At 38.4% G+C, this 24,294-nt stretch carries 21 protein-coding genes; 1 reads left to right on the forward strand and 20 read right to left on the reverse strand.

Annotation, left to right across the window (positions count from 1 at the left end; all coding sequences use genetic code 11):
- Positions 1-2: 2 nt before the first annotated feature.
- The 3 genes from cbiB to bluB all read right to left on the reverse strand — a co-directional run bounded on the left by cbiB (position 3) and on the right by bluB (position 2,242).
- Positions 3-926, reverse strand: coding sequence for an adenosylcobinamide-phosphate synthase CbiB (gene cbiB / locus E2R68_RS00340; RefSeq protein ID WP_134275516.1), 924 nt, complete (start codon positions 924-926; stop codon positions 3-5).
- Entirely contained in the window at positions 923-1,507 is a 585-nt protein-coding gene (locus E2R68_RS00345) for a histidine phosphatase family protein (protein WP_134275517.1), read from the reverse strand. Before E2R68_RS00345 ends, cbiB begins: the two co-directional genes overlap by 4 nt.
- 87 nt (positions 1,508-1,594) lie before the next feature.
- Entirely contained in the window at positions 1,595-2,242 is a 648-nt protein-coding gene (bluB, locus tag E2R68_RS00350; RefSeq protein ID WP_134275518.1) for a 5,6-dimethylbenzimidazole synthase, read from the reverse strand.
- 495 nt (positions 2,243-2,737) lie between these two features.
- Here bluB and E2R68_RS00355 point away from each other — a divergent pair, with 495 nt between their 5' ends.
- Entirely contained in the window at positions 2,738-4,702 is a 1,965-nt protein-coding gene (locus E2R68_RS00355; protein ID WP_134275519.1) for an LTA synthase family protein, read from the forward strand.
- 69 nt (positions 4,703-4,771) lie between these two features.
- Here E2R68_RS00355 and E2R68_RS00360 read toward each other — a convergent pair whose 3' ends face one another.
- The 17 genes from E2R68_RS00360 to cbiM all read right to left on the reverse strand — a co-directional run bounded on the left by E2R68_RS00360 (position 4,772) and on the right by cbiM (position 24,284).
- Positions 4,772-5,920 carry a sirohydrochlorin chelatase gene (locus E2R68_RS00360; RefSeq protein ID WP_134275520.1) on the reverse strand — a complete coding sequence of 383 codons (1,149 nt, stop codon included), beginning with the start codon at positions 5,918-5,920 and terminating at the stop codon, positions 4,772-4,774.
- A gap of 110 nt (positions 5,921-6,030) precedes the next feature.
- Entirely contained in the window at positions 6,031-9,825 is a 3,795-nt protein-coding gene (gene cobN / locus E2R68_RS00365) for a cobaltochelatase subunit CobN (RefSeq protein WP_134275521.1), read from the reverse strand.
- Between the two features lie 6 nt (positions 9,826-9,831).
- The gene (cobW, locus tag E2R68_RS00370) at positions 9,832-10,929 is read right to left on the reverse strand and encodes a cobalamin biosynthesis protein CobW (protein WP_134275522.1); all 1,098 of its coding nucleotides are present in this window, start codon (positions 10,927-10,929) and stop codon (positions 9,832-9,834) included.
- A complete protein-coding gene (gene cobM, locus E2R68_RS00375; RefSeq protein WP_134275523.1) occupies positions 10,913-11,719 on the reverse strand; it encodes a precorrin-4 C(11)-methyltransferase in 807 nt (268 codons plus the stop codon). Before cobM ends, cobW begins: the two co-directional genes overlap by 17 nt.
- A 230-nt stretch (positions 11,720-11,949) precedes the next feature.
- Positions 11,950-12,735 carry a precorrin-3B C(17)-methyltransferase gene (gene cobJ / locus E2R68_RS00380; protein ID WP_134275524.1) on the reverse strand — a complete coding sequence of 262 codons (786 nt, stop codon included), beginning with the start codon at positions 12,733-12,735 and terminating at the stop codon, positions 11,950-11,952.
- Positions 12,736-12,763: 28 nt separating this feature from the next.
- Positions 12,764-13,534 carry a cobalt-precorrin 5A hydrolase gene (locus E2R68_RS00385; protein WP_134275525.1) on the reverse strand — a complete coding sequence of 257 codons (771 nt, stop codon included), beginning with the start codon at positions 13,532-13,534 and terminating at the stop codon, positions 12,764-12,766.
- Positions 13,531-14,283 (reverse strand): precorrin-2 C(20)-methyltransferase, encoded by a 753-nt coding sequence (gene cobI / locus E2R68_RS00390; RefSeq protein WP_134275526.1) that lies wholly within the window; start codon positions 14,281-14,283, stop codon positions 13,531-13,533. Before cobI ends, E2R68_RS00385 begins: the two co-directional genes overlap by 4 nt.
- Positions 14,276-15,712 (reverse strand): precorrin-6y C5,15-methyltransferase (decarboxylating) subunit CbiE, encoded by a 1,437-nt coding sequence (cbiE, locus tag E2R68_RS00395; protein ID WP_134275527.1) that lies wholly within the window; start codon positions 15,710-15,712, stop codon positions 14,276-14,278. Before cbiE ends, cobI begins: the two co-directional genes overlap by 8 nt.
- Complete coding sequence (locus tag E2R68_RS00400; protein WP_134275528.1) at positions 15,712-16,353, reverse strand: precorrin-8X methylmutase; 642 nt, start codon at positions 16,351-16,353, stop codon at positions 15,712-15,714. The genes cbiE and E2R68_RS00400 overlap by 1 nt, the downstream gene beginning before the upstream one ends.
- Positions 16,343-17,098, reverse strand: a complete 756-nt coding sequence (locus E2R68_RS00405) for a precorrin-6A/cobalt-precorrin-6A reductase (RefSeq protein ID WP_134275529.1) — start codon at positions 17,096-17,098, stop codon at positions 16,343-16,345. Before E2R68_RS00405 ends, E2R68_RS00400 begins: the two co-directional genes overlap by 11 nt.
- On the reverse strand, positions 17,095-18,234 hold the full coding sequence (locus E2R68_RS00410) for a cobalt-precorrin-5B (C(1))-methyltransferase (RefSeq protein WP_134275530.1): 1,140 nt from the start codon (positions 18,232-18,234) through the stop codon (positions 17,095-17,097). The genes E2R68_RS00405 and E2R68_RS00410 overlap by 4 nt, the downstream gene beginning before the upstream one ends.
- A gap of 5 nt (positions 18,235-18,239) precedes the next feature.
- A complete protein-coding gene (locus tag E2R68_RS00415; RefSeq protein WP_134275531.1) occupies positions 18,240-19,676 on the reverse strand; it encodes a cobyrinic acid a,c-diamide synthase CobB in 1,437 nt (478 codons plus the stop codon).
- 27 nt (positions 19,677-19,703) lie between these two features.
- A complete protein-coding gene (locus E2R68_RS00420) occupies positions 19,704-21,557 on the reverse strand; it encodes an AAA family ATPase (protein WP_208380078.1) in 1,854 nt (617 codons plus the stop codon).
- Between the two features lie 28 nt (positions 21,558-21,585).
- Positions 21,586-22,293 carry an energy-coupling factor ABC transporter ATP-binding protein gene (locus E2R68_RS00425; protein ID WP_134275532.1) on the reverse strand — a complete coding sequence of 236 codons (708 nt, stop codon included), beginning with the start codon at positions 22,291-22,293 and terminating at the stop codon, positions 21,586-21,588.
- On the reverse strand, positions 22,277-23,071 hold the full coding sequence (gene cbiQ, locus E2R68_RS00430) for a cobalt ECF transporter T component CbiQ (protein ID WP_134275533.1): 795 nt from the start codon (positions 23,069-23,071) through the stop codon (positions 22,277-22,279). The genes E2R68_RS00425 and cbiQ overlap by 17 nt, the downstream gene beginning before the upstream one ends.
- A complete protein-coding gene (locus E2R68_RS00435; RefSeq protein WP_134275534.1) occupies positions 23,071-23,676 on the reverse strand; it encodes a NikL family nickel/cobalt ECF transporter subunit in 606 nt (201 codons plus the stop codon). Before E2R68_RS00435 ends, cbiQ begins: the two co-directional genes overlap by 1 nt.
- Positions 23,676-24,284 (reverse strand): cobalt transporter CbiM, encoded by a 609-nt coding sequence (gene cbiM / locus E2R68_RS00440; RefSeq protein ID WP_134275535.1) that lies wholly within the window; start codon positions 24,282-24,284, stop codon positions 23,676-23,678. The genes E2R68_RS00435 and cbiM overlap by 1 nt, the downstream gene beginning before the upstream one ends.
- Between the last annotated feature and the right edge of the window lie 10 nt (positions 24,285-24,294).

Raw genomic sequence — 24,294 nt, forward strand, 5'->3', positions numbered from 1 at the left:
GATTAATATAAATTACAAATAAAAACAACAACTAACCAAATTAATACGGCATGCTTAACTAACTCTAAGCTGGCTTTAATATGATGAGGTTGCACAACTTCACCTTGGCCTAACTGCGGAGAATCTACTGCTTTACCAAAATACACTGCTCGACCGCCCAAACAAACATTCAAAACGCTTGCTCCAGCAGCCATTACCCAACCACCATTATGGCTTTTATAAAGTAGGCTTTGTTGATAAGCGTTCACTAACGCTTGTTTAGCGCGACAATTAAAAAGCCCAATAACAACAAATAATAATGCAGTAATTTTTGCACTTATAAAACCTAATAGGTCATCCATTCGCGCACTAAATTTTCCAAAGTAATTAAACTCTTGATTACGGTATCCCCACATAGCATCCAAAGTATTACTTAAGCGATGCATGATAACTAAAGGTGCGCCACCAATCACAAAATAGATCAACGTCCCCAGCACTGCATCATGTCCATTTTCCAATGTTGATTCAGTCGTCGCTCGACTAATTGCTTGGGCGTCTAACTCACTCGTATCACGACTAACAATATAAGAACAATAATGTTGTGCTTGTTGTAAATTATTGTCCTGCAATGGTTGGTAAATTTGCATAGCATGTAAATTTAAACTATTTAATGCAACAGCCCAGTAAACAATATAAACATTAAGGATAAATAAAATACTGTTAGGTAAAACAAGTAATAACCAACAATAGAGCAAAGGTAAAGGAAGCACTAAGCAGCACCAACTAATAATGCCATTAAAAAAACGTCTTTTATCACTACCTTTATTTAATTTTTGTTCAAATTTTTTGGCAAGATTTCCAAATAAAACTAAAGGATGAAAACGATTAGGTTCACCAATAAAATGGTCAATAATCAGGGCAATAAGTAAGGTAAAAAAAACTATCATAAGCTTGTAAACACACCTGTTTCTTGGTCATAACTGATTGTATTTAACTGACCATTTTTATAATCATAACCTGTTTGGGATTGTTTACTCTGTACTAACTTAGCCATGAAGCAACGTAAAATATCTCCATGGATAATAATTAAGAGAGTCTCATTTGGTTTTGTTTTTAATTCATTTTTTAAGGCATTCTCAAAACGAGTTAACAGCTGTTTCGCACTCTCACCTTGTTCAGGTTTACAGTCGGTTATTTGTGAAGTGATTTCAGTGTAATCAGGATGAGATTGCATTTGCTGCGTTAATTTACCTTGCCATACACCAAAATGTCGCTCTTCAAAACCAGCTACAACTCTAGGGGTAAGTTGCAATTGTTCGCCGCAAATTGTTGCCGTTTGTATTGCTCGTCCAAGTGACGATGTTAATATTTGTGAAATATTTAAAGTTTTACACAAGAAGGATAAATGCAAAGCTTGTTTAATACCTTGTGCTGTTAATACACTATCCAATTGCCCTTGAATACGGTGCTCTACATTCCATTCTGTTTGACCATGGCGAGCGAGGTAGAAAATAGTTTTTTTATTCAAAGTAAGCTCATATGTTAATAAAGATCATTTTGATTGGATTTAGGTAGATTATCAATTTAAACCTAAATTTATAACAAATACAATAAGTTACTTAACCCAAGTATTTTCAAATAAAAACCTTTCAATCTCTTCTGGTTGAATCCAATTTTGTTCAACTAACATTGGTTTTTCATAAAATTTATCCACATGTCCAATACACAAAATAGCAATAGGACGACTGCCTTCTGGCATATTTAATAAAGTTGCAAGCTGTAATGGCTCAAATAATGAAACCCAACCTAATCCAATACCTTCAGCACGTGCAGCGAGCCACATATTTTGAATTGCACAAGCGACAGACGCAAGATCCATATCCGGCATGGTACGACGACCAAACACATGATTTTCTCGACCTTCGGGTAACGCCACAACAATCAGTTCAGCACATTCTAAAATGCCTTCTACTTTTAATTTTAAAAACTCATTTTTACGCTCATCCAATAGATCAGCTGTAATATTACGTTCAGTTTCAACTAATGTTTTAATCGCTATTCTTATACTGTTATCCGTGATCCGAATAAAGCGCCATGGTTGCATTAGTCCTACACTTGGTGCTTGATTAGCAACGGTTAATAAACGAGCTAATACTCCGTCTTCAAGAGATTCATGGCTAAAATGACGCATATCACGACGTTCTTTAATCGCACGATAAACTGCATTTTTTTCCACTTCAGTATAACTATGCTTACTTTCCATTTTTTGACTCGCTTGTAATTGATATCAGTAACAGCCATTCATTACTTTTTTAAGATAAACAACACTTTATCAAGCATAACAATTTAATCAATCAGTTATACCTCACTTGATACCATCAACTTAAAAACAATCAATAATAGAGCCTCAAAAAGTTAAATACTCCCATTAAAGATATATAGGTATAGAATATTTAACGTAACATCTAAATTAACTCACTTACATTTTGTTAAATAATATAAAATGTCATTAAGTTCAAAATACACTCAGCGAATTATTCATATTTAAGATTTTCTAGATAATGGAACTACATAGTTATTAAATATCAATAGCTTAGTAGGTATATTACACAGAATTGTTAGTTCTGTGTAGTTCAAGGAAAATTTTCTTACAGCAACAGGTGATTGTAAGATAACTTAACTTAAAAATACGTGGAAATAGCGGCCCTACTGTATTGGTGTTAGCTTATCCGAAATTGAGATTATTGAAGGAAAACACATGCTAGATAACGCTAAGCAATTACTTGGAGTTTTATTTCCTGTAGTTGCAGTCTTTTTGTTAGGGTTAATTATTTTAACTATTTCTCGTGCTGCACTTTGTACCTGGCAAGCACAAAGAGTCAAAAAAGCCCAAGGTCTTAAAACCATATTTATTTCTGGATTAAGAATGGACATAGTGACCTTGTCTTATCTTTTAGTTTTACCAGGTTTACTAAGCTGTTTATTAACAGGTATCGATGTCATCAACGGAGTATGGTTAGTCATATTGCAAATATGGTTGATCGCCAGTATTTGGTTATTGATCTACATGGAAGTGTCTTCCCCTACTTTTATAAAAGAATATGACGTTCGCCCTAACCGCTTTTTTATTGAGTACCTCATTTACCCTAAAGAAGTGATCAGCATGCTTTGGACAGGATATAAATTAGAACTATTTATTAGCTTAGTGGCTTCATTAGCAACCTTATATTTTGGCTGGATATTCAGCAGTTATTTAGTCAGTGACCTTGGTACTCTTAGCTGGTACTGGCGTTTACCTTTAGGTTTATTAGTGATTGCATTATGTTTATTAGGCGCACGTTCTAGTTTTGGACATCGTGGAATTAATCCATCAATGATTGCTTTTTCCAATGATAATTTAATGAACGATTTAGCATTAAACTCAAGCTACTCTGTTTTATATGCACTAAAATTAATGCAAAGTGAAGAGGATTCATTTACTTATTATCCAAAAATGGAAAAGGATAAGATCGTTGATCTTATTCAAAAATCAACTCACATAACTCAAGCTGATTATATTTATCCAGAGTTGCCCACCTTAGTTAAACGTCCTGCAACGCATCAAGGCAAACCTAAAAATCTAGTTATTTTATTACAAGAAAGCTTAGGCTCTAGATTTGTAGGTGGTTTAGGTGGGTTACCATTAACCCCTAACTTAGATGAAATAATTAAAGAGAGTTGGCACTTCACTCGTTTATATGCCACAGGAACTCGTTCTATTCGAGGCATTGAAGCCGTCACCAGTGGTTTTTCACCAACTCCTGCTAATGCAGTCGTCAAGCTATCAAAGAGTCAAAGCGACTTTTATACTATTGCTCAAACTTTACATCATCAAGGTTACCATACCCAATTTGTTTATGGTGGTGAAAGCCATTTTGATAATATGAAAGGTTTTTTCTTAGGTAATGGTTTTTGCGATATTCAAGATTTACCCACTTTCATAAAACCACAATTTGTGGGTTCATGGGGCGCTTGTGATGAAGATTTATATGATAAAGCTCATCAACAATTTACTATGTTACAAGAAAAAGAGCAGCCATTTTTTAGTTTAGTATTCACAACAACGAACCACTCACCTTATGAGTATCCAGAAGGGAAAATTGAACAATATAATAGCCCAGCTGCAACACGTGAAAATACCGTTAAATACTCGGACTTTGCTTTTGGTGAATTTATAAAACAAGCAAAAGCATCTGATTATTGGGATGAAACAGTCTTTGTTGTGGTAGCAGATCATGATTCACGCGTTTATGGCGATCAAGCTATCCCTATTGAGTTATTTAACATCCCAGCAATTATTTTTGGTGGTGGTATTGAAGCTAAAAAAGATGAAAGAATTGCGAGTCAACTTGATTTGCCACCCACATTACTGTCGTTAATTGGTGTTGATAATTATGGTCCAATGATTGGACATGATTTAACTCAAGATATAGCACCTGAAAAATTACGCGCTATGATGCAGTTCCATAAAACATATGCTTGGGTAAACAATGACAATGATGCAGTAGTATTCCAAGCAAATAAAGCAGTGGAAACTTATCATTATGATAGTGGTAGTCATCAATTACATCCCGTTACATTACCGCAGAAACTCATCGAGACTGCGAATGCTAATGCCTTGTGGGGTAGCCTAGCTTATAAAAATGATTACTACCGTTGGAGTAGTATTAAAGCGACTATGTAATAGATATCAAGAATAAAACCTAATAAAAAGGAGGAACAGTCCAGACTGTTCCTCCTTTTGTTTTTAACACTATTTTCGATGTGCTAATGCTTCACCTTGAACGCCATTTTCAATACGCTCTTTTTCTTCATCTAATAATTCTTGAGGAAATTGGCTCATGAAACAATTACAAATACCTTCACCAATCATAGTTCTTGGACCTAGTGGGTGGGCAATATGCTTATAAACACCGTGGCTATGTGGCTCAACATTTTCGTGAGAATGCTCATGAGAGTGAGAATGTCCGTGTGCATGGCTATGGTCATGAGAATGTTCATGTGAGTGGCTGTGTCCGTGAGACTCAGGATCTTGGAACTCCGCATGGTGATGATGAACATCTATCTCCCCCGCAGCTAAACGACGTTTAAAAATAGACATCAGATCTTCTGGATCAGTTTGATCATGCTCCATAATATCGCGAACACGGATTTCAAACGCATCAATCACTTTATCATGGTCACGTAAATAAGGTGTATTGATAAACTCAACCTCAGGATTTTCTTTTGCCACTTTATCAATATAACCAGTGATACGTTTAATTAAACGTCCAGTGAAAAGGAAATAAGGTGCAACAACAATGCGCTTGTAACCGAGTTTTAATAACTTTTCTAAACCAACACCAACAGAAGGGTAAGTAACACCAGAATAAACCGTATCAGCCCAACCAAAGCCCATATCCTCACTCACCAGACGAGTTAATTTAGCCGCTTCAGCATTTGCTTCTGTATCAGATGTACCACGGCCAACCACAACTAGCATGGTATCGTATAATTCCGCTGGCGGATTATCAGCATCCAAACCTAGTGATTCATAAATACGTGCTTCAAAGGCTTTGATCATTGGATCTTGTAAACCTAACTCTTTGCCATAAGTGACTTGCAAACCTTCATTTTTTTCTTCAAAAGTTGTTAATACAGAAGGAATATCATTTTTAGCATGCGTTGCCGCAAATAGCATACCGGGTACCGCATAAATATGGTTAACACCTTGGTCGATTAAGCTATTTAATCCCATATGAATATTCGGTGCTGAATACTCTAAAAAACCATATTCAACCGGGATTTCAGGAAAGCGTTTTTTTAACCCTTCCGCGACTAATGCAAACTCAACTTCTGCATCTTTATCTCGACTGCCATGTCCACAAATCATGATCCCTTTTTTAACTGCTTTATTATTCATGTTAAATCTCTTTTATATATTATATTTAAGTTTTATTCGTATTTTTAATAATGATTTCAGGGTGTTATAACGAGTAGAATTTGTCATTACTTACTTGTTACTCCCTCCTTTTATTTAGACTCTTGCATTTCATCGCACTGCAATAGCAGATCCTGTAATTTTTCTTTATATTCGTCAGGTGCTTGCCACAAGCCACGTTGCGCTGCCTCCATTAAACGCTCAGCCATCTCTTCCATGATTTGTGGATTATTATCTTTTAAAAATTGTTGATTAACTTGATCAAACAATAGCGTGTTAGTTACTTGTTCGTATTGATAATCCGCAATCAAATCTGTGGTTGCATCATAAGCAAACAGATAATCCACCGTTGCGCCCATTTCAAAGGCACCTTTGTAACCATGCTCTCGCATCCCTTCAATCCATTTAGGGTTTAAAACACGCGAACGGATCACGCGATTCAATTCTTCTTTTAAAGTACGGATCACCGGCTTACTTGGATTACTATGGTCACTATGATAAATCGTTGGTGCTTTACCAGAATACACTTGTGCCGCGTTACTCATACCACCTTGGAACTGGTAATAATCGTCTGAATCTAATAAATCATGTTCACGGTTATCTTGATTTTGCACCACCACTTCGATGTTACTCAATTGATGTAAAAAGGCATCTTTTGCTTGCACACCATCTTTATCACTGTTGCCGTAAGCGTAACCGCCCCAATTCAGATAAGCTTCTGCTAAATCACTTTTCTCTTCCCAACAACGCTCATCAATCAAACCTTGTAAACCTGCGCCATAAGCACCGGGCTTTGAGCCAAATACACGATAACTGGCTTCGCGTTTAGCTTCACCAATTGCCATGCCATCGGCAATCAATTGAGCTTCTCGTTGTTGAATATTTTGTTGGATTAAATTGCCATTACCCGGTTCGTTGAGTTCGCTAATGGCAACAACAGCCGCATCAAACAATGCCATCACGTTAGCAAAAGCATCACGGAAAAAACCAGAGACTCTTAAGGTCACATCCACTCTTGGGCGATTCAATAATTGGAATGGGATAATTTCAAAATCCACCACGCGATTACTGCCTTGTGCCCAAATTGGCTTAACGCCCATTAATGCAAAGGCTTGTGCGATATCATCACCGCCAGTACGCATGGTTGCCGTTCCCCACACCGATAAACCCAGTTGTTTCGGGTAGTCGCCATGCTCTTGTAAATGGCGATGAATCAATGCTTGCGCCGATTGCTGACCTAATACCCACGCGGCTTTCGATGGAATGGCTCGATTATCAACCGAATAAAAATTTCGTCCTGTTGGTAAGGTATCTAAACGACCACGCGTTGGTGCACCACTGGGCCCTGCTTCAATAAACTTTCCATCTAAACCATCAATAATGGCGCTTAATTCATTGTTAACACTCTGATTTAACGCGGCCTGAATCGTTGATTTTGCATAGGTTAATAACGCTTGTGTTGCTGGGTAAAAATTAAGCTCAATAAGATCATTATCATTAAGTAAAAAGTATTCGACCCACTCCAGTGCTAACAGCTCTAAACGTTCACGCGTATCCGCATGCGTTCGCCATAGGGTGTCGCTAACGTTCATTAATAGCTCTGATTTTTCACCACACCATTGTTCACGAGTCGCTTCTAAAGGATCAAAAGATTGCCCGTCTACCATTAGAGAAAAATCACTCACTAATGCGTGTAAAATACCTTGGTTTATAACACCTTCGCCACGGGGTAAACGTAATAAAGCAATCAGCGTATTGGCCACTTTATGAGGTTCAGGTAATTGCCCAAGAATATGTAAACCATGACGAATTTGTGCTTCTTTAATATCACAAAGATAAGTATCTAACTCTTCTAATACTTGGTTATCGTCTTCACGCGCAGCTTCATTTAATTCATCGAGAATATGGGTATCTTGTACTTTCTCTAATATTTGCTCGCGTAACCATACTTCACGACGTACATCTAAACCTTGTGCTTGGTAATACTCATCCACCAGCCCTTCCAACTCAGCCAACTCACCATAAGTTTCAGCGCGAGTCATTGGTGGCATTAAGTGGTCAATAATTACAGCTTGAGTACGGCGTTTAGCTTGCGCGCCTTCGCCGGGATCATTAACTATAAAAGGATAAAAATGTGGCATTGGACCTAAGACAGCATCTGGCCAACATTCGTTAGAAAGTGCGAGACCTTTGCCCGGTAACCATTCTAAATTGCCGTGCTTACCCACATGAATAATCGCGTTTACTTGATAAGTAAAACGTAGCCAAAAATAGAAGGCTAAATAATTGTGTGGAGGCACTAAATCGGGATCATGGTAGTTAGCGAGTAAATCGATATTAAAACCACGTGCAGGTTGAATGCCGACAAAGGTTTCACCTAAGCGGATCCCCGATATCATTAAACGTCCATCTCGGCATTTAATATCATCTTCCGGTTTTCCCCAACGCTCAGTAATGGCTTGTTGGCTAACGAGTGGCAAATTAGCAAAGGCTTTTTTGTAATCACTTAACGACAAACTCTGCCAACAGGGTAAATGGTGTAAGGTATTAGGATTGTTAGTCACTGATTCTAATAAGATTTCAATCAGTTGGTTGCCGTTTTCAGGCACGCTATCAATGGGATAACCAGCGTCCTTTAAAGCATTTAAGATATTGACTGTGGAATTAGGTGTATCTAATCCAACACCGTTGCCGATGCGTCCATCTTTGGTTGGATAGTTCGCTAAAATTAACGCAATACGTTTGTTTTTATTTTCAAGCGTTGAAAGCTGAATATATTTTTTAGCCAACTCAATCACAAACAAAGCGCGCTCGTGATGTAATTGATATTGTACTAATGAAATTTGTGTTTTTTCATCAAAAAAGGCTTCGGTTTTAAAGCTAATAGCGCGGGTTAATACTTTGCCATCCATTTCAGGCAAGACCACCTGCATAGCAATATCACGGCTTCGCAAACCTTGTTTGTAATCAGTCCAATCCTCTAACGTACTACTAGAAAGTACTAGCTGTAAAATAGGAATATCAACGGAAAATAAACGCTTAAAACTATTAGGTTGAGAACTTAATCCAGGACTACTGACTGTGTTTGCAGCAAATCCAGTGCTGTTTAAAATCAAACGGCAATCATGCTCACTTAAAAGTTTATTCACCACACTCATGGCTTGTTCATCTTTTAACGAACTAATGACTATCGGTAATGGATTTAAACCGTTCGCAGACATTAATTCAATCAACTGGTCGAACATTTCACAGTTGGCGGATTGTAAATGGCTACGATAAAAGATCAGCGCAACAACACTTTGATCTTTTCTCCATTTTTCACTGATTGGTTGTTGGTTATAAAACTGCGCAACAGGCAAAAACTGTGGATCATTAGCTTCAAATTCTGCTTCAAAGTAAAGTTGATTCAAATAAGTAAAAAGTTGTGCGCTGTTATCAAGTCCACCAGCACGACAATAGCGCCAAACTTGATGTTGGATTTGTTCGGATACAGTTGATAACTCAATTAACTCAGGGTCAACATTATCATCACCGGGGACTAAAATAAGGGTTCGATTCGGTTTTGCTTTTGACCAACGAACTAGGCCTTCTACGCCATATTGCCAGTAGACTTTTCCGCCTAATAACGACACAACAACCACTTCCGCTTGCTCTAAGACTTTATCTTCATAAAGATCAAAAGCTGCGGGTTTTAATAAGTTGGTCCAATTCACTAAACGCGTTTCAACAAGTCCATTACGTTCATTTATTTGTTGAAAACCAGCAGAAAGCGCCGTTAATTGGCTATCAGCAGCACTAAATATAACTAAAGGAGCTGGCGATTGTGCTAAATCGACAATGCCCTCTTCTTCAATAAATCCACCCGGTTGTGCCGCTAATAGATGCATCTTTTATTAAACCTCTGCGCTTTTTAGAATCGCAGTCACTGCAGCTTCATCTAAGCCTTTACCAATTAACACTAGTTCTGTTTTTGGTGTTTCACTTGCTTCCCATAAACGATCGAAATGCACGTCTAAACGTTTACCAACGGCTTGTAATACTTGACGCATTGGCTTATTTTCAACAGCAGCAAACCCTTTGATACGGAATAAGTTAAATTCGTTTAATAATTTTTCAACGCTTACTTTTAACTTGTCTGCATCAACAGTACCCAAACTAATCACCATTGAATCGAAATGGTCATGAGCATGGTCGTGATGTGCACCGTGAGCATGATGATGATCGTGATGGTTATGGACTTTATCAATAGTTTTTTCAGTGCCTGCATTAATACCGATTAATACTTCAAGTGGCACATCACCATTATTGATATAAGCGGTTTTCACCGAGCTTTGTAAGCGTTTTTGCACAACAGCTTTAACGCGAGCTTGTTCTTCTTCGTTCAGTAAATCACTTTTACTTACTACCACTAAATCAGCAGAGTTAAGTTGGTCATCTAATAACTCTTGTAAGCTTGGGTCGTGATCTAAGCTTTCATCTGCAGCACGTTGCTTTAATACTTTATCTTCATCTGCCGCAAAGCGACCTGCAGCAATGGCAGGGCCATCAACCACAGTGATCACTGCATCGACAGTGCAATATTCTTTAATACCTGGCCAGTTAAATGCTTGTACTAACGGTTTTGGTAATGCCAAACCTGATGTTTCAATTAAGATATGGTCAATTTGATCACGACGTTCAACCAGTTTTTCCATCACAGGTAAAAACTCTTCCTCTACCGTACAACAAATACAACCATTCGCTAATTCGTAGATACCGTCTTCACCGCCGACTAATTCTGCCGCTTCGTCTTCACATTCAAGTGGACAACTACGTAGCAATTCTGAATCGATATCTAACTCACCAAATTCATTCATGATCACGGCAATACGTTTGCCTTTGGCTTTTTTAAGCAAGTTCGCTAATAAGGTTGTTTTACCACTACCAAGAAAACCAGTAACAACCGTGGTTGGAATTTTATTTAATGAAACGTTCTTATTTAATGTTGTCATTGTTGACCTCTAATTCTTCGATTGAAAGTGTATTTTTACGACGACGGAAAATGTTGGGTTTATCTTTTTTGTACAGATACGAATCTTCAAAGTTAGTGGTATCTAATACGTGACCAACCAAAATAAGTGCCGTTAACTTAAAGCCTTTTACTTCTACTTTTTCAGCAATATCAGCTAATGTGCCAGTGACTTTATCTTGGTCAGGCCATGAACTGCGGTAACAAACAGCAACTGGACAATCTTCACCATAATGCGGAATCAATTCAGCCACAATTTTACGGATCTTAGTGATACCTAAATGGATCGCTAAGGTTGCACCGCTTTGCGCAAGTTGCGGTAAGCGTTCTCGCTCAGGGAAAGGTGTTTTACCTTCATAACGCGTCATTATCAGCGTTTGTGAAACACCAGACAGTGTTAGCTCTTTACCTAGATACGCAGCTGACGCAGCCGTTGCACTTACTCCAGGAATCACTTCATAGTCGATACCATGCTTATCTAAACGGCGAATTTGCTCAGCAATCGCGCCATATAATGCAGGGTCACCACACTGTAAACGCGCCACATCTTTGCCCGCTTTTGATGCTTCAACAAAATAGGCTTCCATCTCATCCAAATTGATTTTCGCAGTATCCACAATCAACTCAGCACTATCTTCAACATCTTGTAATGTTTGACGCGGAATCAATGAACCAGCATACAACACAACAGGACACTGCTTTAATAAACGCGCCCCTTTAATGGTCATCAACTCAGGATCACCCGGCCCTGCGCCAATAAAATAAACTTTCATAATGATTCCTTTACAATTATTTCAATTTTTAATGTCATTCATAAAAATGTTTTATAGCTAAGTAATTCACGCGAGTTCAAGACGAAAGCACGGAGCTAGCTTTACCTAGTGAGTACTTTCAACGCAGAAATAGCTTGAAGTGCAACGCGATAATTCATTTTTCAAGCGCTGAGCGCAGTTTCTAAGTGAGCACTACCAACGCAGAAATTGTGTGAATTTCAACGCTATGACTATAATTTTTTCTTATAGCCTCGAGGTGTATAGACCCAGTCTTTATCGCCGTTAATGATATGACGCGACTCACTGTTCCCCACGCTCACTAAGGTAAACATATCCACGTCTTTTGCATCTAACTCATCTAAACGGATAATACGGATGGTTTCATCTTCACGGGTCAACTGACGACCTAATAAAACTGGCGTTGATGCTGGGCGATATTTTAGTAACACATCACGCGCATGGTTTAACTGCCAATCACGCTTTTTAGACACTGGATTATAGAAAGAGATAACAAAGTCACCTTCACCAGCGCTATGAATACGTTTATCAATGGTTTCCCAAGGTGTTAATAGATCCGATAAACTCACGGTACAAAAATCATGACCTAACATTGCACCAATACGGCTTGCACCTGCTTGCATCGCAGAAATACCCGGTACGACATCTATCTCAACATCTAACCATTCAGGATGGTCTTCAAGCCCTTGAAGTTGTCTATCAAGCAATTCAAACACGAGTGTTGCCATGGCATAAATACCGATATCACCACTTGAAATTAGTGACGTCGTTTTACCGCTTGCTGCTAGATCTAAGGCTAAACGAGCACGACCAATCTCTTCACCTAATGGCAAATCGTGATGTACTTTGTTGTTGCACGGCTCTCCTAACAGATCTAAATAGAGACCATAAGCCACTAAATCAGTACTTTCTTGCACTGCTTTTAATGCTTTTGGTGCGACTAAATCAGCATTACCTGGTCCCATACCAACAACAAAAAGTTGTTTTTTATTACTCATTTTATTCCTTATTTATTCTTTAATTTTATTACGCATAAGAACGTGCGATTGCACATGTCGCCTGCTTATTCTTATGTTTATTCAGCAATAGCTCACTGCTGTTATTGGTTATCTGCTGTGCTTGATATAAAGCTGCTGATTCAGCGACCCCATATACGCCAACAGTTTTAAAAATATAATCAGACTTAGTTGATAAACGGTTTTCCATTTCACCTAAGTCTTTTGCGTCGAAGGTTAAAAAGGGTTTATCTAGTGACTTAGCTAATGCCATTAATCCCACTTCATCGGCTTTAATATCAATACTGCAAATCGCACTAATATCATCGAATGTTAAACCAGCTTTTAATAAACACTCATCTAACAATGTTTGTAAAACCGTTTCAGGACAATTGCGTTCGCACCCCATACCAACGACATAAACAGGTTTTAAATAACTATTCGCTGTCGTTATCACCAACTGGCTTTCAAGTAAGTCAGAAACTTGTCGAGCAAACTCATTGGCACCGCCTTCATGGCCCGACAACAGAGGAATAACAAACTTACCCATTTCATCTAAGACTAATACAGCTGGATCCTTGAGTTTATCTTGGATCACAGGTGCTAAGGTTCGCATTACAATGCCTGTGGCACAGATAAAAATAAGTCGATCGCCTTGTTTGAAAAAGCTTTGTACTGTTTCGCTAAATGAGTTTGGTTTAAAACAAACGTTAACGGATTTAGCTTTATTCGCTATTAACGCATTTTGCAAACACCTTGCTAACTGCAAACCAACGTCTGTTAAACAAATGATTCTAATCACGCGCTTAACTCTTCTCGTGTGATCAGAAACAATGAAAAATAAGGACCAGCCTTATCTTCTAATTGATTTAAATCGGTGATAACTTTCTGATTATCACGGCTTATATACTCAAGATAGTTAGCATCATCAAAGCGGTTTGTTGCTTTTAATAACGCCAATAAACGTGGTCTTTCAATGCCTGCTTTCATGATCACAATGGCATCATGCTCTCGTAGTGCAGCTTTAATTTTTTCATCACTATGGCGACCAGTTATTACTGCAAAAGATTGTTTTAATACCGTTAAAGGTAATTGTAATTCTGCTGTTGCGGCAATAAAGGCAGGGAGTCCAGGAATCACTTGCGATCTATATTGGCTGTCTAATCGCTCTAATAGGTAAGTGAACGAACCAAAAAATAAGGGATCACCTTCACATAGGAATACAACATTTTTACCTAATGCAAGTTGAGCATGTATTTGTTCTATCGCATTATCATAAGCAAGATTGGCTTTTGCACGATCTCGTTCAAAAGCCATATTGAACCCAAGATATAATTGAGTTTTAACAGGCTCAGCCAAGGCTTCAATTGCAATATTACGTGATTGAGACTCGCCAGATTCATTTTCTAAAAAACAGACAACATCAGCCTGTTTAATCGCACGATATGCTTTTAATGTTAATAATTCAGGATCACCAGGGCCTACCCCAACACCGATAAAAACACCATGATCAACGGACTGTTTTAGTACTGTAGATTCAACTTTACTCACCTGAATGTCCTTTTTGAGTATTACTTTTAATAAAGCTAAATAAACTCACCGGTAATGCAGGTTTATAAGCAAGTTGACCCGCTAAGCTTTTGCTTTTATTAACAGCAACTTGTAACGTTTCTAACTCAGCATCTTTTAATTCCGCACGTTTATTATAAAAATCCAATAATTGTGATTTAGTATTTTCCATCACTGCTGAAACAACAATTTGTCCATCTTCAGGTAGTGTTGTCCAAAGTTTTTCAAGTAATTTTGGAAGCTCGCCATCACTCCCGCCAATAAAGATTTTATTTGCTTTTGGTAAACCCATTAACACTTCTGGTGCACGTCCAAATTTTGTATTTAAATTATTCACCACACCAAACTTTTGGGTATTTTGCAATAAACAATCGAATCGTGCTTGGTTATGCTCAATTGCATACACCTTTGCTTTTGGTTGCCAATAGGCCATTTCAACAGATACACCACCACAACCCGCACCTATATCCCAAATAACATCTTTTCTACTTGGTTGTAATAGAGACAAAATAGCTAAACGTACTTCGCGTTTGCTGATCATACCTTTACTGCCTAGCTCGCCTGTTTCAAAGTGACTATCTTTAATACCAGGGAATTGAGGTAGATAACCTTTGTTTGCACCACAAAGAATGAAAGAAACATGTAAAGTATCAAAACGTTGTAACTTACCTTCAGACTCCGCTTTTAATAAATCTTGAACGGTAAATCGAGATATTTTTTGCTCTGTATAACCCAGACGCTCACATACAATAATTTCAGCTTCTGTAAATCCTGTTTGTAAACAAACAGCAGCAAGATGATGTGGCAAACTGTCTTTATCTGTTAACAATAATAAAGTTTGCTGTGCTTTTAAGGCAACTTTTAATTTAGCTAATGGACGACCATGCAGACTAACAACATTTACGTCTTGCTGGGCAATTGACAGACTATGACAAGCTTGTGTAATACTAGAAACAGCAGGAAAAAAACGTACCGTCGCATTATGAAAATGTTTGCTGATCCAAGTACCAATACCGTAATAGAGAGGATCACCAGAGCCTAAAACAACCACTTTATTTTCAGTTTCGATTAGCGCTTTTAATTCTTTTAATTTAGGAAAAATTTCAGTTCTAGGCGGTAAACTGCCTATTTGAGATTCAATTTTCTGCTGCTCACCTTCATGCAAGTTTTCTATCTTAGGCTGAACTGCAAGGTGCTTTTCTAGAGTTCTTAATTGACGTTCAGATCCAATCACCAAATCGGCCGATTGTAATGCAACTAACGCAGCTTCACTGAGCATGGCATTTTCAGCGACACCTAAGCCAATAACCGCAATATCACGAGCAGATTTAGATGAAGATCTCGTTCTGCTCTTAATGCTCAATCCAAGATTAGAGCCAAATTTATCTATTAATTTATTAATTAACTTCATTAATACAGTTCACCTTTAATACAACGTAATAAAGCATTGCAAGTTGCACTAGACACTGCACTGCCACCTTCTCGACCTAATAATGTAATACACTCAATGCCTAACGTTTGATGCACATCCCATAATGCTTGCTTTGATTCAGCAGCTCCAACAAAACCAACCGGCATACCGATAATTAAAGCGGGTTTTGCTGCACCTTGAGCAATCATTTCCAACAACCGAAACAACGCAGTAGGTGCATTACCAATCACTACAACACTACCTTCTAAATAAGGTAGCCAAGACGTTAATGCCGCCATGGTACGTGTTTCCCCTGTTTGTTTGGCAAGTTCAGGAACACCCGACGCATTTAAGAAACACAGCGGTTCAGTTTTGATCATGCGTTTAGTAATACCTTGCTTAACCATTTCCACATCACAGAGAATCGCAGCACCTTTTTTTAAGGCTTCGATACCAGATTGACACGCATTTTCACTTAGCTTCACTTGTGTTGCGACTGAAGGGATCCCCACACTATGCACAACACGCATAACCACTTGTTGCGCTTCTATGGATAAATGTTCAAGTTCAGTTAATGTTCTGATTTGACGAAAACTTTCTTGTTCAATTAATTTGGGATCGTGAATATATTCAAACTTCATGTTGTAAGCTCATTTTAAATTTTTGCAAAAGTGTTACGCAGCCAACTTGCTCATCACACTCATAAGTTAAAGGGCGCAACTCCGGGCGTTTAAACTGATAAACAGGAATACCTGCTTCTGCCGCCGCTTGTATTTTTGCGTAAGTGGCTTCACCGCCACTATTTTTACTGATAATGGCGTCAATTTTATATTCTGCTAATAATGCTGTTTCATCTGCTAGCAAAAAAGGGCCAATGGCTTTTAACCACAAGACATTCTCTGGTAGCTCTACTTTTGCAGGCATTGCAGTGCGTAAAAGCACCTGCTTTGCTTTTTTTGCTAATGCATCGATAACCGTCTGCTCTATTTGTCCAGCAGTAATAAAAAGTGATAGTTGCTCCGGTAGTTGTTCAATAACCTCAGGCCAATCTAATACTTCAATCCAGTGATCTTGTTCTGTTTTAGGCCATTGTTGTCGATGAAATCTAATAGCTGGGATTGATAATTTTTCACTGACGTCTGCAATAGTCTCACTCATTTTCTGAGCAAAAGGATGCGTCGCATCGACAATATGGGTAATATTTTGAGCCGTTACATATTTTGCCAAACCACCAAATTGTGAAAAACCTCCGCTAATGCTAGTACAAGGTACCATGGCTTTACGAACAATCCCTGCAATGCTATATATCAGATCGAAACCTAATTCAAACAGCTGCGTTGCCAGTCGACGACCATCGGCAGTTCCCCCTACCACTAATACTTTCATTTTTTAAATCTCCCTAAATGATCACCTATGCTATTGCCTACAAACTGTCCTTTTCTATCTACCGCCCATACTTCCACTTCGATAGATTCATGCACGATACCTTGCGCAACTTTTAACGCGTCTTTGCAAATCACGGTGGCAATATCAAGCTCTGCAGCTTGCGTTTTATTAAACACTTCAATAGTCGTGTTAGCATCGAGTATCTCTTGCTGTAACTGCGCCGTCGCACCTAGTGATTTAGCAATATTAGCTAGCTGCTGAAAATCGATACTTGATTGACGACTATTTAAATCTAAATGTCCGTTCGCTAATTTAGTTAACTTGCCAAAACCACCACTGATACTAAGTTTGGTAATTTTATTGCCGGTTTTTTTATCTGTTTTTTCTCGGCGTAAATATTTCAACATTGCCCCAACAAAATCGCCCATTTCAATCAAGCTCACTTCATCCATTTGATAATGCTCTTTAATAGCATGTTCACTAGCGATACCTGTTGATGCAGCTATATGGGTAAAACCATTCGCAAGCGCAACATCAATACCTTGATGTATGGAGGCAATATAAGCAGCACAAGAATAAGGGCGAACAATACCCGTAGTACCTAAAATAGATAATCCACCAAGAATACCTAACCGACTATTCATAGTGTTAAGCGAAATTTTCTCACCATTCTCAACCCCAACGGACACTTCAAAACCACCTTGATATTGATAAACCAAAGCATAATGTTGCAAATGACTAGTGATCATTTTACGCGGTACGGGATTAATGGCCGGCTCGCCAATAGCCAGTACTAAACCATCTCGCGTTACCGTACCAACACCTTCAGCAGCTTTAAAAACAATGCCTTGCTCAGCTGTTAAACGTAATTCAACAAACAATGTTGCACCGTGTGTGGCATCGGGATCGTCCCCTGCATCTTTGATGGTTGCTGTGCGTATACCGTTATCAATAATTTGATAATCAATAATATCCAGATCCACCTTTTCTCCACGAGGCAAAGTGATCTCTACAGTTGCAGGTTGTTTATTTGCCAGTAATGCACGAACAGCTGCTACACAGCAAGCAGTTGCACAACTTCCTGTAGTTAATCCATTACGTAATGGTTGCTCTGTTTCGTTCGATTCTGGCCACATAGGTATTACTCACCAACAAGATTAGGTTTAGATTGGGTTTGAGACTGCTCTTTAGGTGTAGACTGATAATTTTCCCAAGCCGTTAGCTTGTCTTTATCTTCCGCTTTTAATTGACCAGTAAATAGATCCGCAATCAAACGCGGGTTAGATGGAAAAAACAGATGTAAATAACTCGCCGTTAATTTTTTATCTCGATAAATCGCTTCACCGGGCGCGGGATGACGTTGGCGCTGTCCATATCCCATTGCGTCTATTTGCATAATTGCCCGAGATCTATGATGCGCATGCCCATGAATTTCACCTTCAGGTAGTATCGCTTTTTGCATTCCCTGACAACCTCGTTTACCCGACATACTGCCTTGACCATTTAATAGGCCAAGCATTTTATGATGTTGATCTTCTAGATCCACCAGCTCATTTAAGCAATAAAGAAAACCACCACATTCTGCTAACACAGGTTTTCCAGCTTCATAAAACTCAACAATTTGTGCTCGTAATGCACTGTTAGCAGCTAATTTCCCTGCATATAACTCAGGATATCCCCCCGGTAACCAAAGCGCATCGGCATCGGGTAGTTCAGTATCAGTTAATGGAGAGAAATAAACTAATGTCGCGCCCATCTCTTCTAACAAACGAGTATTAGCTTGATAGATAAAACTAAAGGCAACATCTCGTGCAATAGCAATGGTTTTGCCAGAGAGTAACTTACCAACTTGCTCTGTTTCTCCTGCATAAAAATCAACACTTTCAGGTAAGGTTAACAAAGGACTGACAGAGTCTGCACGAGTCACGCCATCTTGTAACCAGTCACAACTTCGTGTAAATTTTTCTTCTAATTCATCAAATACTTCACTGGCTTGCACTAAGCCTAAATGGCGCTCAGGCAAGGCGATATCAGCATCTTTTTTAAGACAGGCTAATAAGGGTAACTTATCACCTAAAGCTTCTCTAATTAACTGAGCATGGCGGTCAGTACTGCAGTTATTAGCAATCAAACCATAACAATTGTAATCATCACGGAAGTTTGCAAGGCCAATCGCTACGGCCGCAGCAGTTTGTGCCATGCCTTTTACATCCATCACTATCGCAATGGGAATGTTAAATCGCGCGGCTAAATCAGCACTAGATGGTTCACCATCAAATAAACCCATGGCGCCTTCCACTAAAATAAGATCAGCTTGTTGCGCCGCTTCATAGAGTTTTTGTTGGCAATAGTTTTCACCTGCCATCCACATATCAAGTTGTTCAACATGAGCATTAGATGCTTGTGCTAAAATTTGTGGATCTAAATAATCTGGCCCAGTTTTAAAAATGCGCACCACTTTACCTTGCACCGTAAAATAACGTGCAATAGCTGCTGTGATAGTTGTTTTCCCCTGACCTGAGGCGGGTGCAGCCAAAAATAACGCTGGGCAACAGGCTTTTTTTGTTATGTTTTTCATCTGATTTCTATTGTTCCTTAACCTGTATTAAGCATCTATTGCTGCATTTGAAACGGCAAAATATTGTGCCTCTAATTGGTTTGCAAGTAACTTGCCACGGCCACGTTTTATTTGTGCTTTTTCAATATCAATTAATAGAGTTGGTACATTCAATTTCAAATCATCAACGTCTACACGCGTTCGCCCGTCAGTGATCAAATAACAAAACAATGACAAACCGGGATATTGTTTGCTTAATTGTTGAATACTTTGTGATGCTTTCTGTAAAATTAATCGTAAAGGCGTACCACCTAAAGCACTGATATTATCTAATAAACTTGAAATGTTTTTGGGGGCTCTACCTGCTTTAACAATGCTTTCAACGTTATCATTACCAAACCCTAACACACTGATTTTTTCTCGTTGTAAGTAAGCATTATCGGTAATATTCATGACAACTGATTTAGCCACTGACGATAAACTATCAGTCAAGGTAGAAGCTGACGTATCCAATAAAATGAGGTGAAGTTTTTGCTCTCCTGCAGAGACTTTTTTGAAAGATAACTCTGCTGGCGGCCACTGACCTAAACTATCTGTTAATGTTTTAAACCAATCCGTTTTTTGGCTATTCAAGGATGTTTTTTTACCTCCTTTTTGCTTACCTAAAGCAGTGACTCCTTTATTATTTTTATTATGTGAATCACTCTTTTCCTGCAAACTAAATACTGTTGTTAATTCTGGTAACTCTAGCGCACTTTTAGATGCCGTTTTCTGTGCTTCACCTGATTGAGCAGACATAGCCCCCCATTCTCCGGCATTGTTTTCTTGTTCACTTTGTAAATCACTTTCAGACTCACGCTCAGTCGTTTGCTCTTGCGAAGATGAATGATTATGTTGAGGAGCTTGAGGACGTGAAAATCCACTATTTTTTGATGGCGGTTGCTTGCTTGACGGATCAGGAACAGAAGATGAATTAGGCGCATTAGATGACGAACCAGCAGGTGGTGTACCTGCATTTTGCGTACGATGCAATAATACTAATGGTGCAACTTGCTCAATATCTTCTAAGGTTACCGTTTTTCTTCCACACCAAGCTGCATGTGTAAGACTTGCTCGATGCATCATAATGTCTGCACGTAACCCATCCACATTAGCTTGTTGGCAACGAGTAGCAATGTCAATTAAACAGTTATCGTCACAGGTGACTCCTGCTAGTAACTTTTGTGCATCACTGATCTGTTGTTTTAATAATACTTGATGAGCTTGGTACTTTTCACAGAAAGCACTTTTATCGAGATCAAATTGTTGACGTGCTTTAATGATATTAATACGTTCATCTAGGCTGTACACATTGTCTAGTTCAACCATTAATCCAAAGCGATCTTTTAATTGTGGACGTAATTCACCCTCATCAGGGTTCATTGTGCCAATTAAAGTAAAACGAGCATCATGTTGATGACTAATACCATCACGTTCAACCACATTGACACCGCTACTTGCTACATCCAAAAGTTGATCCACTAAATGATCTGGTAGAAGATTCACTTCATCAACATACAACACACCATTATGCGCTTTCTGTAATAACCCAGCAGAAAACTTAACTTGTTTTTCTTGTAGTACATGGTCTAAATCCAACGTACCAATCAACATGTCTTCACTTGCACCAAGCGGTAAAGTCACAAAACTCTGCGGAACGTCATCTTTAACAGGTAGCAACTCTGCAACAGCTCGCGCTAAGGTGGATTTAGCACTTCCACGAGGGCCAGAAATTAAAATACCACCAATCAAAGGATTAACCGTTGCTAACAATAGTGCCAACTTAAATAAAGGCTGGCCTTGTACTGCACTAAAAGGAAATGTCATATTTTGTTTTAGGTGCTGTGGTGAATCTTGCTGCATATTTATCTCTATCCTTAATCAATATGGCTTAAGCTACTTCGGCAGTTTTACTTAATGCTTCAGTTTCACTTAGAGGATCTGTTAACAGGCTATCTTGCAGAATAAGCTGTCGCGTTGCTAATTGTGCTGAAAAAGATTTGTCATGAGAAATAATAATCATCGCCTGTGGTAATGCTTGTAATACATGTAATAAACGTAATTTTGCTTTTTCATCTAATGCATTAGTAGGCTCATCTAAAATCAACACTTCAGGCTCCATCACTAACACACTCGCAAGAGTGATCATGCGTTTCTCTCCACCAGAGAGTTGATGAGTAATACGATTTTCAAACCCTTGCATACCTAGACGTTTTAATGTTTCTATCGATTTATCTATCGCTTGTTGTTTGCTAAAACCTAAATTAAGCGGTCCAAACATGACATCTTCTAAGACCGTTGGACAAAATAATTGATCGTCAGGATCTTGAAATAACAAACCAGCTTTAGTGCGTAACTTATTAAACTGTTTTTCTGTTTTACAAGTTGCACCAAAACCAATAATGTCACCTTGTTTCGCTTTTTTTAAACCTACAATTAAATGTAATAACGTTGTTTTACCTGCCCCATTATCACCGTTAATAACAACACGTTCGCCAGCATACAGAGAAAAATTAATATCCTTTAATACTGTGCCTCGTCGAGGATAAGCATAATTAAGGTTTTCTATTTTAATCAGAGGTTTATTGGAGTAAGCCATGAATATTTAACCCTATTAGCAGTAATAAAAAACACAAAAAGAACAAGCCAAAAAACCAATCAACATTGCTAATTTTCATTTTATCATTTAAATAATAACGCCCACAAAAACCTCGACACTTCATCGCATCTGAAATGCGTTCTGCACGTTCAACTGAGCGGATCAACAACATGCCAAATAAGTAACCAATACTTTTCCAGGTATGACGGTTAGTTCGTAGTACAAAAGCACGAGCCTGCATAGCTCGGCGCATTTTTTTATACTCTTGGCTAATAACGTCTAAATAACGCACCATAAATAACAACAAATGCACTAATTTATCAGGTACTTTGAGGTGTGCAAGTGCATGCCCTAATGTAGAAGCACTCATGGTGGCGACCAATGAAAACAAAACTAATAACACCGCATTCGCTTTAATCGTGATCAACAATGCATGTGATAAACCTTGCCAACTTGCTGCTAAGCCGAATACGGTAAACATAGGTTCACCAGGTGTTGTAAAAGGCAAAATACAAATGAGAGCCAACATAAAAAAGTCCATGGCAATGACACGCCGCAAAGTACGTTTAATATTTAGCTTACTCATTTTGACTAAAAAGAACGCACAAAATAATCCTAACAATGTAGGAGTGAATTGCTCACTTAATACAACTACTAATGCAAATAACCCAGAGCAAACAACACGCACACGCGCGTCAATATCATCAATCCATGATGTCTCATGTTTTAATGCTTGTCCTGACCATGATGCCAGACTGTGCTCTAAATTTTGTGGCATTATTTTTTTGCCTTTAATTTACGTTCACGTAAAAAAACAACAAGACCTAACAAACCAAAGATATAACCAATACCACCTAAAATATCGCGTAAACCTGATTTCTCTTTTAATGCTTGAATCTCTTTACGTAGAGGGATAATTTCCTTCGCAATGGCTTTTTCTAACATCAATGGTGTGATTTGACTGCTCAAAGCTACTTCATTTAAATTAGATTTAGATATTGATACAACTTCATTTGCAGTCTCTTCATTTGTAGTTGCTTCAACATGTCCAAAATCATCAGGTAACTCTTCAGCAGGTAATTGCATTGTTAATAGATGTCCTGCTCCCATATTGACTTTAAATACATGGGTAATACGTTTTTTTGCTGTAAAGGTAAAAAGGCCATCGGCATCAGTTTTAACTTCACCTAAAGGGGTGCCAGATTGATCTGATACTTTAACGATCGTTCCTGCGCGGGCCATTGAGCCATTTGAAAACCCAGCTTCACCTTCTATCTCAAAACCATTTGCATAAACACCACCCACCACGTTATGAGCAAAAGCATTAAAACTGAACAATGAACAAGCAAACACGAAAACTAAAAATAATGATCTACTTTTCATTATGAATATTCCTTAGTAATAAATTCTGGTTTTACTGTGTGGATTAAATACACAGCGGCATAGGAAACAAATCCTTCTAAAATCATAATCGGTATATGTGCAGGTAAAATCGCTTTAGCCGCTAAAATAAAAGATTCTCCTGATAATGCTAAAGATAAAGCAACCATTACTGAAGTAATAATAATCGCGCCCGCACCACCAATGGCTCCCCAGATTGCAGCAACTTTCGCATTCTTATTGCGTATTCCTTTATAACAAACGTAATAAATAATAACTGCGGGTAAAGCAATGTTAAGTGTATTTACACCAAGCACTAATAAACCACCAAACCCAAAGAAAATCACCTGTAATAACAATGCAACTAATAAAGCAGGAAAGGCCACCCAACCGAGTAAAATGCCTAATAATCCATTCATGATGAGGTGCACACTAGAAAGCCCTAATGGTAGATGGATATAAGAAGCAATAAAGAAAACAGAGGCTAAAACTCCCACTAAAGGAAGGTGTTCGTAATCCATTTTTTTAAGGCCAATATAAACACCAATGGCACTTAATACTCCACCAGTGACTAAGACTGGTAACGATAATGCACCATCTACAATATGCATAATACTCTCT

Origin of the sequence: Psychromonas algarum, assembly GCF_004376845.1 — a bacterium.
Taxonomy (GTDB): Bacteria; Pseudomonadota; Gammaproteobacteria; order Enterobacterales; family Psychromonadaceae; genus Psychromonas.

Excerpts from the sequence above, each read along its gene's own strand:
- cobM (WP_134275523.1), bottom strand. The coding sequence starts at position 11,719 with ATGAAAGTTTATTTTATTGGCGCAGGGCCGGGTGATCCTGAGTTGATG.
- cbiE (WP_134275527.1), bottom strand. The coding sequence starts at position 15,712 with ATGAAGTTAATTAATAAATTAATAGATAAATTTGGCTCTAATCTTGGA.
- cbiB (WP_134275516.1), bottom strand. The coding sequence starts at position 926 with ATGATAGTTTTTTTTACCTTACTTATTGCCCTGATTATTGACCATTTT.
- cobJ (WP_134275524.1), bottom strand. The coding sequence starts at position 12,735 with ATGAGTAATAAAAAACAACTTTTTGTTGTTGGTATGGGACCAGGTAAT.
- cbiM (WP_134275535.1), bottom strand. The coding sequence starts at position 24,284 with ATGCATATTGTAGATGGTGCATTATCGTTACCAGTCTTAGTCACTGGT.
- E2R68_RS00435 (WP_134275534.1), bottom strand. The coding sequence starts at position 23,676 with ATGAAAAGTAGATCATTATTTTTAGTTTTCGTGTTTGCTTGTTCATTG.
- E2R68_RS00415 (WP_134275531.1), bottom strand. The coding sequence starts at position 19,676 with ATGAAAAACATAACAAAAAAAGCCTGTTGCCCAGCGTTATTTTTGGCT.
- E2R68_RS00420 (WP_208380078.1), bottom strand. The coding sequence starts at position 21,557 with ATGCAGCAAGATTCACCACAGCACCTAAAACAAAATATGACATTTCCT.
- cobN (WP_134275521.1), bottom strand. The coding sequence starts at position 9,825 with ATGCATCTATTAGCGGCACAACCGGGTGGATTTATTGAAGAAGAGGGC.
- E2R68_RS00405 (WP_134275529.1), bottom strand. The coding sequence starts at position 17,098 with ATGAAAGTATTAGTGGTAGGGGGAACTGCCGATGGTCGTCGACTGGCA.
- E2R68_RS00355 (WP_134275519.1), top strand. The coding sequence starts at position 2,738 with ATGCTAGATAACGCTAAGCAATTACTTGGAGTTTTATTTCCTGTAGTT.
- E2R68_RS00400 (WP_134275528.1), bottom strand. The coding sequence starts at position 16,353 with ATGAAGTTTGAATATATTCACGATCCCAAATTAATTGAACAAGAAAGT.
- E2R68_RS00360 (WP_134275520.1), bottom strand. The coding sequence starts at position 5,920 with ATGAATAATAAAGCAGTTAAAAAAGGGATCATGATTTGTGGACATGGC.
- bluB (WP_134275518.1), bottom strand. The coding sequence starts at position 2,242 with ATGGAAAGTAAGCATAGTTATACTGAAGTGGAAAAAAATGCAGTTTAT.
- E2R68_RS00410 (WP_134275530.1), bottom strand. The coding sequence starts at position 18,234 with ATGTGGCCAGAATCGAACGAAACAGAGCAACCATTACGTAATGGATTA.
- cbiQ (WP_134275533.1), bottom strand. The coding sequence starts at position 23,071 with ATGCCACAAAATTTAGAGCACAGTCTGGCATCATGGTCAGGACAAGCA.
- E2R68_RS00425 (WP_134275532.1), bottom strand. The coding sequence starts at position 22,293 with ATGGCTTACTCCAATAAACCTCTGATTAAAATAGAAAACCTTAATTAT.
- cobW (WP_134275522.1), bottom strand. The coding sequence starts at position 10,929 with ATGACAACATTAAATAAGAACGTTTCATTAAATAAAATTCCAACCACG.